Source organism: Pedobacter sp. ok626 (assembly GCF_900100435.1).
Classification (GTDB): Bacteria; Bacteroidota; Bacteroidia; order Sphingobacteriales; family Sphingobacteriaceae; genus Pedobacter.
On record NZ_FNEX01000001.1, the window covers coordinates 243,057 to 259,681 of the forward strand.

Here is a 16,625-nt window from a genome sequence, read left to right on the forward strand (position 1 = left end):
CTTTTAATAGGAGTGGTAGGATGCTATTGTTTTCTTTGGAGGTTTATCTCTTGAACGTTAGTCAAAATAATATTACGTAGAATCCCTTCTAACTCTTGCCCAACATTATTTTATGGCAGAAAAATTGAATTATTTGATGTTTAACGCAGAATTTTAGTCAAGTAAGGTTTATCGTTAGATATCTTTTGAGGTTTGCTTAATATATTATTTATATGATGTTAAGCGACAATGTTATATCCGATATTAAGCGTATTATCAATAGTGCGAAGGAAAAAGCTATACGTGCTGTTGATACTGAAAGAGTTTTGATGTACTGGCATATTGGCCAGCGGATTTTTTTGGAAGAACAAGAGGGGAAGGACAGAGCAGATTACGGGAAGTTTTTGATTAAAACTATTTCGAAACAACTTGAACCGGAGTTTGGAAGCGGGTTTTCGGTGCGTCAAATGGAGATGTGCCGCCAGTTTTATCGAACATTTCCAATTGCGAACGCACTGCGTTCGCAATTGAGTTGGACACATTATAGACTTCTTATTCGACTTGACAACCAGAATAAAATTGAGTTTTATACCGCTGAAACAGTCAAAAATAATTGGTCTTCCCGCCAGCTCGAACGGCAGATTAACAGTAATCTATTTGGGAGGCTTTTAATGAGTAACAATCAGGAAGCTGTAATGGCAATTGCAAAAGCAGAACAATACCCTACGGATGCGAAACAAATTTTAAAAGATCCAATGTATCTCGAATTCTTAGGACTTAAAAATGAATCATCTTATTGTGAGAAAGATCTGGAATCCGCTATCATTACAAATTTGCAAGAATTCTTGTTGGAGCTTGGTAATGGCTTTTCATTCGTAGCCAGACAAAAACGGATTCATATAGGTGGTGATGATTTCTTTTGTGATTTAGTACTATACAATAGGTTACTGTCTTGCTTTGTTATCCTTGAGATAAAAAAGAATAAGCTAACCCATGGTGATATCGGCCAGATGCAGATGTATGTTAATTATTATGACCGTATGGAAAAACTACCAACTGAAAATCCAACAATTGGGATATTGCTTTGCGCAGACAAAAATGATGCACTGGTTAAGTTTACACTACCGGAAAACAATGAAACTATTGTAGCTAGTAAATATCAACTGTATCTACCTACAGCGCAACAACTGATAGAGGAGATGAACAAGGAAATCAGATCGTCCTATTAATAGCATTACTAGCCATTTCCAATTACGAACGCACTGCGTTCGCAATTGGAAATGGTTCAATTTCAGGTTTTTATATTTAAGTGTTAAGAGGAGGGCTGGGCATTTTCAATTGCGAACGCTTGCGTTCGTAATTAAATTGGATACAATATTATAGTAGGGCTTTCTGAATTGCGCACGCGCTGCGTGCGCAATTCAGAAAAGATAAAAAAATCAATAAAAATTCTTGTTTGAATAAAAAGTTTATATATTCGTGTACGTTAACGTTAACACGTTCAACGTACCAAATATAGGCAGGTTGTTAGGAGTATTGAAACTCGCTTTAATTAAAAATAATCAAAGCGAATTTTTTTAATTCATTTACGGGTACGTTAACGTAATAGTGATAGCCCTTTTTATTAATGATTTAATGCGATGTTTAAATAAAAAAACAGATGGGATCAGTAAAAGTAAATTCACTTAGTTCAAGAGAGACGTTAATTTCTATGTTTATTCTAGGAGGCTTGTTTTTTGTCTTCGGTTTTATCACCTGGATCAACGCAATCTTAATTCCTTATTTCAAAATCGCTTGCGAACTGAGCAATTTTCAATCCTACCTCGTAGCCTTTGCCTTTTATATCTCTTATTTCATTATGTCGCTACCTTCTTCTTATCTGTTGAAGCGGGTAGGATTCAAAAAAGGAATCATGTATGGCCTTTGGGTGATGGCTATAGGCGTATTTATATTTATCCCAGCCGCACTCGGTAGAACCTATGAAGTGTTTCTTGTTGGCCTATTTACTATAGGATCGGGTTTAGCCATATTGCAAACTGCTGCGAATCCTTACATCACCATTTTAGGCCCTATAGAGAAAGCCGCAAAGCGCATTAGCTTTATGGGCATATGTAATAAAGGGGCGGGTATTTTGGCTCCGCTCATATTTGCTCATGTGATATTTAAGGTTGCCGACAACGAAATGTTAAAGCAATTGCCTTTAATGGGTGCTACTGAAAGAGGTGTAGTTTTAGATGAGTTAATTAGAAGAGTAATTCTTCCATATGGTGTTTTGGGTACTGTATTGGCTACACTTGGAATATTAATCCGTTTTTCTCCACTGCCAGAAATTGATACCGAACAGGAGAACGAAGAGCTAACCATCATCAATGCAGATAAGAAAAGCCTGTTTGATTTTCCTTATTTAATACTAGGGGTTTTAGCCATATTCTTTCACGTAGGTACACAGGTAATTGCTATCGATACCATCATTGGTTATGCAAGTGTAATGGGGATGCCCATTATGGAAGCTAAAGTTTTTCCCTCTTATACTTTATTTACGACCATTATAGGCTACGGCTTAGGCATCGTCTTGATTCCAAAATACATTTCACAAGTGAATGTCCTGCGTTTTTGTACCCTTTTGGGCGCCATATTAACCCTTTTAATTATTTACAGCTCCGGTGCTCATACCATCTTGGGTCATACGATTGATATCTCCATCTGGTTTATTGTGTTGTTGGGCTTAGCCAACTCATTGGTTTGGGCAGGGATTTGGCCATTGGCTTTAAATAACCTTGGCCGATTTACAAAGGTCGGGGCATCTATGTTGATTATGGCACTCTGTGGTAGTGCTATTTTCCCATTGATATATGGTCATGTAGCCGATTTATATGATGTAAGAACAGCATACTGGATATTGTTTCCTTGCTACCTCTACCTCATGTTTTATGCCTTTTACGGACACCTGATCAAACGTTGGTTGCCCACATTTAAAAAGAACAATGCGCAAGAGTCGGAACTCATGAGTAAGGCCAACTAGCATCATCAAAAATAACCTTTCAATTCAACCAAATATAAACAAGCATAACCTAAACCAAACAAGATATGAACACGGAAACAAACTAACATTAGCTTAAGAGGCAAATTCTGATGGGACATTATATCCCTGTAATTATTAAAAAATTTTAATTCAAAAGGATGAAAAAACAACTATTTAAGCAAGCTTTCTTATGCACTTCTGTTTTAATACTCTCTTCAAGTGTAAACGCAGCTTCGGAGAAGTTTCTGAAGGAAACAAATCATAAAACCATAGCGATCAATCGCGCTAAGGATGTAACAATAAAAGGTACAGTAAAGGGCGAGGGCGGTGCTGCATTGTCGGGCGTCACGGTTACTGTTAAGGATAGCAAGATTGGTACTAAAACTAATGCTTCTGGTGAATATCAACTCACTGCACCGGAAGGTTCAACCTTAATCTTTAGTTATCTGGGCTATGTTTCGCAAAACATCAGCGTGGGTAACAAGTCAGTAATCAATGTAACCATGTTGATTGATGAAGGTAAATACCAAATGAACGAGGTAGTGGTAGTGGGCTACGGTACGCAAAAACGTTCGGATATCACCGGATCGGTAACTTCGGTACCAAAGGAAAGGTTATCTGACCTGCCGGTTACCAACGTGCTTTCCGCCATTGAAGGTACGACTGCGGGGCTAAATGTTTCCTCAACCTCATCTGTACCTGGTAGTTCGCCAACGGTATTGGTTAGAGGGGTGAACTCTATCAATGCGGGTACCGGACCACTAACAGTTATTGATGGAGTACCATTTAGTAATCTGGGCGGTTCCATGAATGACATTAACCCTAATGACATTGCCTCTATTGAGATCCTTAAGGATGCATCAGCAGTAGCTATTTATGGAACACGTGGTTCTAGTGGTGTAATCTTAATCACCACAAAAAGAGGAAAAACAGGAGAGCCTACGATTAGATACAGTGTTTACGCCGGCCCAGAGTACCAGAACAAAAATTTACATCCATTAGAGGGGCCAGCATATGTTCAGAAATATCTGGATTTTTCAAAGCAGATGAACCGGACGCCTAACAATCCACCTGTACCTAACCAATATGAAGTTCCAAATTATAATGCCGGTACTACTGTAGATTGGATGAAGGAAATCTCTCAATCTGGTAGTATTCAAGATCATAACCTGAGCATTTCTGGAGGTACAGAGAAGATTAAATATTTCGTATCTGGAGCGTATCAAAAACAAGTAGGGGTATTAAAAGGCTATCAATTTAATCGTGCTTCTGTACGCTCTAATTTGGATGCGACGGTTACCTCATGGTTAACAGCAGGTACCTCGCTATTTTTCTCTAACAACAATGCGGATGGGGGAAAGGTAAGTTACAGTAGTGCAATGCAGATGAGCCCTTATGGACGCTTGTATGAGCCAAATGGGGATTATACGATTTATCCAATGTTTAGCGAAACCCTTTTTAAAAGTCCAATGTTGGGTTTAAATAGTGATGTGCAAGATCGTAAAAAGAATTTGAACGGTACTTTTTATGCCGAAGTTAAGCCAGCTTTTATTCCTGGATTAAAATATAGGTTCAATGGAAACTATACTTTTCAGCCTACTACCGAAGATACTTATGCTGGCCCGGATGCAGGTAATACTTTAAACGGAACGGCATTTAGAGAAAAAACAGAAACTCAAGGTTGGTTATTAGAGCACATCCTTTCTTACAATAAAGATTGGAATGATCATCATTTGGATGTAACTGCGTTGTATGGCGCACAAGAGAAGGAATATACGAGGCTAACTGTTAAAGGGAGCACCTTCGTAAATGATGATTTATCCTTCAATAACGTTGGCGCAGCGGGAACAATTGAGGCCGGTTCTACTTATTCCAGAGATGCGATGATTTCTCAAATGGGCCGTTTAAATTATTCTTATAAGAGTAAATATTTAATTACAGCCACAGTAAGAAGGGATGGATATTCGGCTTTCGGATCAGGAACAAGTAAGTATGGCACCTTTCCTTCCATTGCTTTAGGTTGGAATATTTCTAATGAGAGCTTTTTAAAAAATGTATCACAAATTGATAATATCAAGTTGAGAGCTTCGTATGGAAAATCTGGAAATCAAGCGATTAATGCTTATCAGACGATTACCACCCAAGGAGTCACCAAGTATATCTACAATGGCGTAACTACTACTGGATTAGTGTCTAGTTCTGCACTTGTTAATGGAGTATTAGGAAATATAAATCTAAATTGGGAAAGTACTACCGGTACAAACTTAGCGGTTGATTTCTCTTTATTTGGCAGCAGGATTTCGGGTACTGTAGAGGTATATAAAACGGAAACTAAAGATGTGTTATTGAAACGTAAGTTACCAGCCATCATCGGTTACCCGATCATCTTTGACAACTTGGGTAAAGTATCGAACAAAGGGATAGAATTTACTTTAAATACAGTAAACATTAAAAATGAGAATTTTACCTGGTCTACAAACTTTAACTTCTCAGCCAGCAGAAACAAAATTGTTTCCTTGTATGGCGATAATTTAGATGATATAGGTAACAAATGGTTTATTGGTAAGTCATTGTATGCCATCTATGATTATACGTTAGAAGGCATTTGGCAAACCGGTGAAGATCCCTCAAATGTTGATCCGACTGCAAAGCCTGGAGATTTAAAGTTTGCTGATCTTAATGGCGATAAAAAAATTACGGAAGCAGATAAGTCTTATTTGGGCAACAGTTTGCCTAAATGGACCGGCGGTATGATCAATAATTTTAAATACAAAAATTTTGGACTGAGTGTTTTCGTTCAAACTTCTCAGGGATCCTTGATCAATAATCCGATGCTAAACCTTCAAGGTTATGGTGGTCGGGTAAATACGCCAAGAGAACTTCAATATTGGACGGCAGAAAACAACAATAATGAGGCACCTTCTTTAAGCTTTACTAATCCACGTTTGTATGCTTATCCATCAAAACAAAACTATTTTAGAATAAAAGACATCACGCTTAGCTACAACTTATCTAATAAAGCTGCAGAGCAGTTAAAATTAGGCAGTCTGTCGGTGTTTGCGAGTGGTCGTAATCTACACACCTTTACCAATTGGATTGGAGCAGATCCTGAATTGAGTGTGAATGCAACCCCTGCTATACAAGCTGGATCGGCCAACCAACCCCTAACCTACGGAGTATACCCATTAGTGACTAGCGTTGTCGTTGGTTTAAACATAACATTGCGTTAATCTTTAAAAATAAAATTATGAAAAAGCATATTCTTTTATCATTCATATTTATTGCAAGTGTTGGCTTAATTTCTTGCAGTAAGAGTTTTTTAGATGAAAAATCTGACTCTAGTTATTCGCCAGTTAATAGTTTTAAAAATGTTGCCGGTTTGGAAGCCGGGATTGCAGGCCTACAGGCTTCTGTTAGAGAGCAATATACCCTACAGGCTTTACAGTCGTTACTTTGTGTTTTTCAAGTGGGAACGGATGTAGCGTGTTTTGGTGGGGAGGGTGGTGAATCCATACCTTACCATAATTATTCGCTTCTTGCTTCTCCAGATGCGGCATCCGTATTCTACTGGACCTGGGCTTATAGAGTGATTACCAACGCTAATCAAATTTTGAGAGGTACAGCAGATCCTTCGGCTGCTTTAACTGACGCTCAACGACAATTATACACTGCTGAAGCCCGCTTTTATAGAGCTTATGCTTACAATTTCCTGGTTACCTTATGGGGAGAAGTTCCCCTGGTTGATCGCCCGTATGATGAGCCTAAAACAGATTTTACCCGTGCCAGCGTAGCCGATTTAAACAAATTTATGAATGATGATCTTTTATACGCTACGGTTAACTTACCGGCTATAGATCAGGTTTCTAAACCAGGCCGTATCAGTAAAGAAGCCGCTCAGCAATTATTTGCAGAAGTGTATTTGAGACAGGGTAAAAATGATTTAGCCGAGGCACAATGCCAAGCGATTATTACCGGTAATAAGTTTAGTTTAGTGAATGCCAGATACGGAGTTAAGAAAACTGAACCAGGTGATCCTTTCGCGGATATGTTTATTACTGGTAATCAACGTCGTCGTCAGGGAAATACTGAAGCCATTTGGGTGCAGGAGTTGGAATACAATATTCCAGGCGGTGCGGCGAATTTGGATCAACACCGTAGAGTTTGGGTGCCTTTTTATAGTGGCGCCAGTACGGGGGGACTAGTGGTTTGTGATTCATTAGGTGGACGTGGTATCGGCCGTCTACGTTTAAGTCCTTGGGTGGTAAAAAAACTATACACAACCTCAGGGGCTAATGATATGCGTAATTCTAAATACAACCTTCGTCGTGATTTTTATTACAACGACCCAAGTAAACCCTTGCTAGTCGGAAAAAAAGTTATCATACCTAACGCGGATACCCTGTTTCATCTTGTTCCTTACACTACAAAATGGAATCATTTTATCCCTACAGATCCCACTGGTACTGGATCTTATAAAGATTTAATTATGATGCGTTTGGGTGAAACTTATTTATTGTTGGCAGAAGCACAACTCAAGCAAAACAACCCTGGTGGTGCTGCAATCAGCATCAATAAATTAAGAACCAGAGCAAATGCTGCACAGGTATCTGCAGCTGATATTACACTTGATTTTATTTTAGATGAACGCGCAAGAGAATTGATTGGCGAGGAAAATAGAAGAATGACTCTGGTACGAACAGGAACTTTACTGGATAGGGTACAGCGCTTAAACTTTAAGGAAAATACGACCATTAAGCCTCACAATGTGCTTTTACCGATTCCGCAGACTGAAATTGACCTCAATAAGGATGCGCCATTGGGTCAAAACCTTGGCTATTTTAAATAAAGTCTGAAAATAGGAGGTATCATTAATCCGGTTACGATAAAGCGATCGTCATCCTACGACCGGATTAATGATACAGCCTGTTTTATTTACCATATATGACTACTTCTATTTAATGAAAAATTTATTTGTACCGTTCCTGGATCAATATGCTGTCAATGACAGCATGGAAACCGTCTCGACTTTATTAGATGCTTTACCGAAAAATCAAATCGCTCATCAGCCATGGCCTGAATTCTATACTCCTATACAAGCCAATTTTACCATTGCCCATAGTAATGATGCCATATGGTTAAAATATGAAGTACATGAGGATACCATTAAGGTGGCCACATCGGAATTAAATGGGGTTGTGCACAAAGACAACTGTGTTGAGTTTTTTGTGTCCTTTGGTACAGATAAGTCTTATTACAACATCGAGGTGAATTGCGTTGGCATATGTTTAATCGCTTACGGAAAAGAAAGATCAAATAGAGATTTCTTGCCAAAGGAGTTGGTGAAAATGATAAAAACACATGCTGTGATTAAAACGGCAGCAGAAAACAGTAAGCGCAAATATGTATGGGAAATCACTTTAATGATTCCGATAGTGGTATTTGGGTATAGTAATTTAAAAACGCTAAGCCAGCAAACTGGCTTCGGTAATTTTTTTAAGTGTGGTGATGATTTACCGCAACCACATTTTTGCAGTTGGAATGAGATTGAGGCCGAAGCGCCTAATTTTCATTTGCCTGAGTTCTTTGGATCATTAGCATTTGGTGAAGCTGCTGATCTCAAAATATAAAATCTACATATGAAGAAAGTTAAAATAATTAATGGGCAGATCATCACACCTTATCGCATCATTAAAAACGGTACGCTATTAATTAAGGGGCATCAAATAGAAGCAGTAGCGGAGGGGGATATCGAAGCACCAGATTATGAGGTTATCGATGCAAAGGGGAATTATGTTTCTCCAGGCTTTATCGATATTCATATTCATGGTGGAGGCGGGCATGATTTTATGGATGCAACAGAAGAGGCCTATCTGAGAATTGCTGAAATTCATGCTACTTACGGGACCACCGCAATGGCTCCCACAACCTTAACCTGTGCCAAAGCAGATCTGTTAAAAGCGATAGATCTTTATAAAAGTGCTGATGCTAAAAATACGAAGGGTGCGCAGTTTATAGGCATGCACCTGGAAGGTCCTTACTTTGCGCTTAGTCAGAGTGGTGCGCAAGATCCCAGATACATCAGAAATCCTGATGTGGAAGAGTATAAAGAGGTAATTGCCTATGGCGAGAACCTGATTAAACGTTGGAGTGTTGCGCCTGAATTACCAGGGGCGATTGAAATGGGTAAATACCTAAAATCAAATGGAATTATTGCAGCGATTGCCCATACTGATGCCATTTATGAAGAAGTTTTAGATGCAGTAGAAAATGGCTATAGTCTGGCCACACATTTATATTCGGCGATGTCGGGCGTAACCAGACGAAATACCTATCGCTATGCAGGCGTAATTGAAAGTGCTTTTTTAATTGATGCCATGGATGTAGAGATTATTGCGGATGGAATCCATTTGCCACCGCCATTGTTGAAGCTGGTTTGTAAAATTAAAGCACCTGATCGCATTGCGCTAATTACAGATGCCATGCGTGGGGCAGGAATGCCAGAAGGGGAGAGCATTCTCGGAAATAAAGACACTGGACTGAAAGTGATTATTGAAAATGGAGTAGCTATTATGGCCGACAGATCTTCTTTTGCCGGTAGCGTAGCCACGACAGATCGATTGGTAAGAACGATGGTTCAAATGGCCGATGTCCCATTGGTAGAAGCGGTTCGGATGATGTCCAAAACACCTGCTACCATTATGGGTGTTGAAAATAGAAAGGGAACACTAACTGTGGGTAAAGATGCTGATGTGCTAATTTTTGATGAAAACATCAATATCAAAACCACCATCATTAATGGAAAAGTAATCTATCAAAAATGAAAGAGTTTATAAAAGATAAATTAACCGTGAAGGTTTTTGACAATAGAAACCTAATGGGTGCGGCGGTTGCTTCGGCTGTTGCTGAGCGGATAAATATATTGTTGAGTACCCAAGCCTTCGTTAATATCATATTTGGTGCGGCACCGTCTCAGAATGAGTTTTTTGAGGAATTGCTGAAAAAAGACATCGATTGGACCAGATTGAATGCTTTCCACATGGATGAGTATGTAAACCTGGCTGCGGATGCTCCGCAAGGATTTGGCAATTTTATAAAAACGCGCTTATTTGATTTAGCTCCTTTTAACACCGTAAATTATATCAATGGAAATGAAGCCGATTATGAGGCGGAATGTTTACGGTATACTGCCTTATTGAATGAATTTGAAACGGATATTGTGTGCTTAGGTATTGGAGAGAATACGCATTTGGCATTTAATGATCCACATGTAGCAGCGATTAATGATCCTTATTTGGTGAAACGCGTTGATTTGGACGAGCAGTGTCGCAACCAACAAGTGAATGATGGCTGTTTTAAGACTGTAGACGAAGTACCTACACATGCTTTGACACTTACCCTGCCTGCTTTATTGAAAGCGCCTTATGCTTTTTGTACTGTGCCTACCGAGAAAAAGGCGCAAGCCGTTTACCATACCTTAAATGAAGAAATCAGTGATAGATTTCCTTCTACCCATTTGAGAAATCACCAAAATGCAGTCTTGTTTTTGGATGATCAGAGCAGTTTACGCATCTGATCCATACAAAAGCGATTTTTAAACCTAAAGAACCAACGAAAATGAAATGTGAATTAAGTACAGAACAGATTCAGTTTTTTCAAACTAATGGATTTATTGTCATCGAAGATTTTCTATCTCCTGAAGAGTTGACGAAATGGCGTGAAGCGGTTACGGAAGCAGTAAAAGATAGAAATGGAATAAAAATGCCTGGAAAGGAAGGGAAAGTTGGGATGGATGATGGCATTAATAAAGACTCAGAATATTTCTCTAAAGTTTTTGATCAATTGCTAAATCTTTGGCAAACGAATGATAAAGTGAAAGAGATTATGCTGGATGAGCGCATTGGTAAAATGGCTGCACAGCTTTCGGGTGCTGATGGGATAAGAATATGGCACGATCAGGCTTTATTTAAACGTCCCTGGGCAAATCCAACTTCCTGGCATTTAGATACCCCATTTTGGTCCTTTTCGGATAGAAGAGCCTTATCGATTTGGGTAGCCCTGGATGATGCAACTTTAGAAAATGGTTGCTTATATTTTATCCCGGCATCATTTAAAGAAACAACCTTCGTGAATAAAGGAATAGGTAAAAACATGGACGGCATTTTTGAAGCTTACCCACAATTTGCGCAGGTGGCCTCAGTGTCGGCCAGTATGAAAGCCGGAAGTTGCTCTTTCCATAACGGATTAACCATACATGGGGCGGGTGCCAATATGAGCAGCGGACATAGAAGAGCCATGACTTGTGCTTACATGCCTGATGGCAATACTTTTAATGGTGAACCTAATATTTTACCTGAAGCTTATTTGAAGACGCTTAAAGTTGGTGATTTGTTGAATAATGATGAACAAAATCCGCTGATTTATAAATCCTAAGTCATGAGTTCGACCCTAAAGTTTTTGTGTCCGCGTTGGGGATTTGAAGAACTGCCCTGGCCCGTTTTTTTGAAACGTGTGAAAGAAGCCAATTACGCTGGTATTGAATGGTTCCCTTTTGGAGAAAACTGTGATCATCAGGAGGTATTGGATTTGCTGAAGTATTATGACCTGGATTTTGCCATCGTAATGGCAGTGATTAAGCCTTATGCCACGTTTGAGCAATACCTGGAAGGTCTTAAGCAGGATTTAAGTCAATTGATGGAGATCAGAGATGAGTTTAAAGCACCCTTATTTTTCAGTGCCCAGACTGGTAGAGAGTTCTTTAACGATGATCAAATACAAGCTTGTCTGGATCTTTGCGATCAGTTTGAAGCGCAATATCAAACACCAATTCATCAGGAAACACACCGCAATAAATGGACGTATGCGGCACATCGGGTAGCACCAGTATTGGCCACACATCCGGATTTGAAACTCACCCTGGATGCTTCGCATTGGTTTTGTGTTTCTGAGAGCTATTTGGAAGATCAGCAAGCTGCGGTAAACAGCGCCATCGCACATGCGCGACATATCCATGCAAGGGTTGGGAGTACACAAAGTTCGCAGGTTTGGGATCCGGCGGATGCCGAGTATGCGGATGCTTTAGCAGCTCATGTTCAGATATGGGATAAATGGGTTAACTTAATGAAAACTAATCAAATGCCGATCACGATTACGCCAGAGTTTGGACCAGCTCCCTATATGGTAAAGGGGAATAGGACGAGCTCTTTAAGAGAGGAGCAATGGCGAATAAATTTATGGATGAAAGACTTTTTACAAAAGCGGTACTGCTAAACCAGGAATTATGAAGAGGAAAACATTTTTACAGCAAAGTGCTATTTTTTCTGTTGCCAGCTTGTTGATGTTGAAGAATAATGCTTTTTCTCAGTCGGTAGTAAATACACTGATAGACGATACGGATGATGATTTATATCAGCTCTTTAAGAACCCATCCATTGGCTATAGGCCATTTGTACGCTGGTGGTGGAACGGGAATAAGATAGAAAGAACGGAATTGGTGAGAGAACTTAAACTGTTAAAAGAGGCAGGTATTGGTGGGGTTGAAATCAATCCGATTTCCTTTCCATCCAATACGGATGATATGGGGATCCCATCGGTGGATTGGCTAAGTGATGACTGGATAGATTTATTGAAGTTTAGCTTAACTGAAGCTAAAAAACTAGGGATGACCTGCGATCTTTTAGCTGGTACAGGATTCCCATATGGTGCTGGATTTTTACCTGAGGAAGACCGTGCCCAAGTGGTGGTGGTGGCTGTGAAAAAACTGGTAGGTCCTTTAAAAACCGAATTTTCGCTATTTGATATTTTTAAAGAAGCAGACCCGGCAACTTTGAGTCCTTATACCGGACGTAAAATGGAATTGTTGGGATTAAGTATTGTTCCAGATCCTTTGACCAGCATGGATCAGGTGAAAAACATTACCCATCAAGTGGTCAATGATGCTGTGAAAATTGATTTGCCGAAAGGGAATTTCGCAGTGTACGGTTTAGTGAAAATAAAAGGTTTTATGAAGGTGATACAAGGTGCCCCCGGTGGGACAGGACCTGTACTCAATCATTACAATGAAAAAGCAGTTAAAAATTACCTGAATAAAATCAGCGGTACCATTCAAAAAAGAATTGGCCCATTGGCACCAGATGTACGTTCCTTTTTTCTGGATAGTTTAGAAATGGAAGGCGCCAATTGGACGGGTGACATGATGGTCGAGTTTCAAAAAAGAAGGGGCTATGATTTATATCCTTACCTACCATTTATACTCTTTAAAACAGGTAGAATGGGGAATACGATTGACTTATACTATGCCGTAAATATCAGTCCTGAGATGAAAAAAATGCTGAACAGGATGCGGTATGATTTTGAATACACCAAAGCTGAGCTTTTTAGAGAGCGGTTTTCGAAGAGTTTTATTGAATGGTGTGCTGAAAACAAAATAAAATCAAGGGCACAGGCTTATGGTAGGGGACATTTTCCTTTAGAGGGTACCTTTGATATGGACATCCCGGAATGCGAAACCTGGATGAAATATGGTATAGGGGAGGAGATTTCTGAAAGAGATTTTATGAAGTATCCCTGGCATTTAGGTCGTGGGAATACCATGATCAATAAATATGTTTCTTCAGCGGCGCATTTGAAAGGGAAAAAACTGATCAGCTCTGAAGAATTAACGAATACAGATATGGTATTTAATGAGTCGTTGGAGCTGTTTAAAATAGCCGGCGATCAAAGTACCATTTCGGGAGTTACGCATCCGATTTTTCACGGATTTAATTACTCGCCACCAGATGCCGCTTTTCCAGGTTGGATCACCTATGGTGGCTATTTTAATGAGCAAAATACCATGTGGCCGTATTTTAAGCATTATACGGATTATAGAGCAAGGTTATCTGCATTATTGCAACAGGCTACTTTTTTTGCGGATATAGCGATTATGGCACCAATTGGCGATATGTGGGCTGAGTTTGGTGCGCAAATGGAACCTTTTCCATGGGGTGTAACGCCTCCCTATCAACAATTGATTTGGGAATCTATCCATCAAAATGGAAATGCCTGCGACTATGTTTCGGAACAGGTAATTGCGGATGCGGATTTTAAAGGCGGTTGGATGAGTTATGGTCCGAGAAAGTACCACGCGTTATTTTTAATAGAAGTAAGAAGTATTCAGCCTCAAACGGCTAAAAAATTATATGATTTTGTGAAGGCCGGTGGTCGGATTTTCTGTATAGAAGCTTATCCGGAGCAGTCATTAGGTTGGTTTAAGCACGAAGAAAAAGATGCCGCAGTAAAGGAATGGGTGACGAAACTAAAAGCTTATCCAGATCAATTTGTTTTGTTGCCAAAACCAGCGGCAAACTTTAAGGAATGGTATCAAACGGTACAAGCGAAGTATAAGGTTACGCCTTATGTTAAAATCGCCAATCCAAATACTTTTGTGACCCAGGTGCGGTATCAAACAAAAAACTCGGATATCTTTTTGTTTAACAATGCGAGTGCGCATCTCAGCATAGATTTAGACGCTACATTTTTACCGGAGATTACAGATAAAAAACAAGCCTGGATTTGGGATGCAGTAAGTGGAGAACGCTTTAAACTGGATTTGAAAGACCGGAATTTTAAAGTGAAACTCTGTCCGGCTGATTCTAAAATTATTGTTTTTAATAAGGATAGAAATGGGAAGAACTGGGATCCGGTTCCTGAAATCAGCGCCAATGCAATGAGCCTAAAATCCCCTTGGAAGGCTGAGTTTAGCCATATGGATGGGACAGTGAAAACTCAGGACCTGACAGAGCTTACTGATTTAAAGGATTTACCTGATTACACTTATTTCTCTGGCACGGTTTCCTATAAAACCACGATCAGTTTATCCAACCCTACAAGCCTTCGTTATCTAGATTTAGGAAAGGTATTTGGCATCGCAGAATTGATTGTGAATGGGGAAAACTTAGGCGCACAATGGTTCGGTCGTAGGGCTTATGCGCTAGGAAATCTGTTGAAAAAGGGTACAAATACTATTGAAATTAAAGTGACTACGGTAATGCTGAATTACATGAAATCTTTAACGGAAAATGCGACCGCACAATACTGGTCGAACAATAAAAAGAAAGAACAACCACTTCAATCCATGGGTTTGGTTGGCCCTATTAACTTATTTTAATCGAAAATATAATGAAAATTCAAAAGAAAGTAATTCTGATGCTGCTGATTATGATTCAGTGTACAGCTGTTTTTGCGAAAGACTATAAAGCCTCATTTTTCCATATCAAATCAGATGGTTCGACGATGAACACCCGCTCTATTCAGTTTGCGATCGATTACATCAGCAAAAATGGTGGAGGTAGATTGGTTTTTTATGTGGGCAGGTATTTGACAGGTTCCATTTACATGAAATCTAATGTGACGATTCAGTTAGAAGAAGGAGCAGTTTTATTGGGTTCGACCAATCCTTTTGATTATGATAGAATTGGCAATACAGCACTTATTCATGCGCGGGATGTAGAAAATATAGGGATCACCGGTAAAGGAATGATTGATGGACAAGGTAGGCCATTGGCCAATAATTCTATCGCTTATGCAAATGATGGATTGATTGTCGATATTCTGAAATATGACCGTACCCGTGAATCCATCCGACCAATGGTGATTTACTTTTACAATTGCGTAAATGTGAATATCAAAGACTTGATTCTTCAAAATTCGGCTTGTTGGTTACAGACTTATGAGCGTTGCAAAAATATGGTGATCGACAATATTACGGTAAACAACGTTGCTTATTGGAATAGTGACGGTATTGATATTGTGGACTGTGATAATGTGGTGATTACAAATAACAAAATAGATGCTGCTGATGATGGAATTTGTCTTAAGTCGCATACTGAGGGCTTTTTCTGCCACAATATATTAATCGAAAATAACATTGTACGCACCAGTGCAAACGGAATCAAATTAGGTACTGCTGGTAAAGGTGGTTTCAGAAATATTAAAATATTGAACAATACGGTATACAATACTTATCGCTCGGCTATTGCATTGCAAAGTGTGGATGGAGGCTTTTTAGAAGATATTGTAGTAGATGGTTTAAAAAGTACGAACACTGGTCATGTGATCTTTTTAAGATTAGGAGAACGTATCCCAGGTAAAAAATCGACCATGAAAAGAATATCCATCAAAAATGTGGTAGCGGATGTGCCTATTGGTAAAGCAGATGCTGGTTACGATTATGAGGGACCGATTGAAGACATGCCAAGAAATATTTCTCCAATTATTATCGCTGGTTTACCAGGGCAATATATTGAGGATGTGACCTTCAGCAATTTTGACATTTCTTATCCTGGTGCGGGCAGTAAATACATGGCCTACGTAGCATTAGATAAACTAGACAGCATTCCGGAAGAGGCAGCAGGTTATCCAGAGTTTTCTATGTTTAAAGAGATTCCAGCATGGGGTATTTACGTGCGACATGCGAAAAACATCAATTTCTCTAATCTATCATTGAAAGCAGAAAAGAAAGATTACCGTTTACCAATTGTAATGGATGATGTGCATGGTGCAGAGTTGAAAAAAATTACCTTTCAACAAATCGATCAGAAAAAATTATTGCATACCTATAAGTCAACCAATGTAAAGGTTAATTAAA

Annotated in this window: 11 protein-coding genes; all 11 read left to right on the forward strand. The window is 39.3% G+C overall.

Annotation, left to right across the window (positions count from 1 at the left end; genetic code table 11):
• Positions 1-212 precede the first annotated feature (212 nt).
• The 11 genes from BLS35_RS00880 (at position 213) to BLS35_RS00930 (ending at position 16,624) form a co-directional block, all read left to right on the forward strand.
• Positions 213-1,208: a PDDEXK nuclease domain-containing protein gene (locus tag BLS35_RS00880; protein ID WP_090776896.1), complete on the forward strand. Its 996-nt coding sequence runs from the start codon at positions 213-215 to the stop codon at positions 1,206-1,208.
• 431 nt (positions 1,209-1,639) lie between these two features.
• A complete protein-coding gene (locus tag BLS35_RS00885; protein WP_090776897.1) occupies positions 1,640-3,001 on the forward strand; it encodes a sugar MFS transporter in 1,362 nt (453 codons plus the stop codon).
• 158 nt (positions 3,002-3,159) lie between these two features.
• Positions 3,160-6,231 (forward strand): SusC/RagA family TonB-linked outer membrane protein, encoded by a 3,072-nt coding sequence (locus BLS35_RS00890; protein ID WP_090776898.1) that lies wholly within the window; start codon positions 3,160-3,162, stop codon positions 6,229-6,231.
• A 17-nt stretch (positions 6,232-6,248) separates the two neighbouring features.
• The gene (locus tag BLS35_RS00895) at positions 6,249-7,847 is read left to right on the forward strand and encodes a RagB/SusD family nutrient uptake outer membrane protein (protein WP_090776899.1); all 1,599 of its coding nucleotides are present in this window, start codon (positions 6,249-6,251) and stop codon (positions 7,845-7,847) included.
• 112 nt (positions 7,848-7,959) lie between these two features.
• Positions 7,960-8,628 carry a carbohydrate-binding family 9-like protein gene (locus BLS35_RS00900; protein WP_165973189.1) on the forward strand — a complete coding sequence of 223 codons (669 nt, stop codon included), beginning with the start codon at positions 7,960-7,962 and terminating at the stop codon, positions 8,626-8,628.
• 9 nt (positions 8,629-8,637) lie between these two features.
• A complete protein-coding gene (nagA, locus tag BLS35_RS00905) occupies positions 8,638-9,822 on the forward strand; it encodes an N-acetylglucosamine-6-phosphate deacetylase (RefSeq protein ID WP_090776901.1) in 1,185 nt (394 codons plus the stop codon).
• On the forward strand, positions 9,819-10,574 hold the full coding sequence (locus BLS35_RS00910; protein ID WP_090776902.1) for a 6-phosphogluconolactonase: 756 nt from the start codon (positions 9,819-9,821) through the stop codon (positions 10,572-10,574). Before nagA ends, BLS35_RS00910 begins: the two co-directional genes overlap by 4 nt.
• A gap of 41 nt (positions 10,575-10,615) precedes the next feature.
• Positions 10,616-11,431 carry a phytanoyl-CoA dioxygenase family protein gene (locus tag BLS35_RS00915; RefSeq protein WP_090776903.1) on the forward strand — a complete coding sequence of 272 codons (816 nt, stop codon included), beginning with the start codon at positions 10,616-10,618 and terminating at the stop codon, positions 11,429-11,431.
• A gap of 3 nt (positions 11,432-11,434) precedes the next feature.
• The gene (locus BLS35_RS00920; RefSeq protein WP_090776904.1) at positions 11,435-12,268 is read left to right on the forward strand and encodes a sugar phosphate isomerase/epimerase family protein; all 834 of its coding nucleotides are present in this window, start codon (positions 11,435-11,437) and stop codon (positions 12,266-12,268) included.
• 10 nt (positions 12,269-12,278) lie between these two features.
• The gene (locus tag BLS35_RS00925) at positions 12,279-15,146 is read left to right on the forward strand and encodes a glycosyl hydrolase (protein WP_090776905.1); all 2,868 of its coding nucleotides are present in this window, start codon (positions 12,279-12,281) and stop codon (positions 15,144-15,146) included.
• Between the two features lie 11 nt (positions 15,147-15,157).
• Entirely contained in the window at positions 15,158-16,624 is a 1,467-nt protein-coding gene (locus BLS35_RS00930) for a glycoside hydrolase family 28 protein (RefSeq protein WP_090776906.1), read from the forward strand.
• Position 16,625 lies beyond the last annotated feature (1 nt).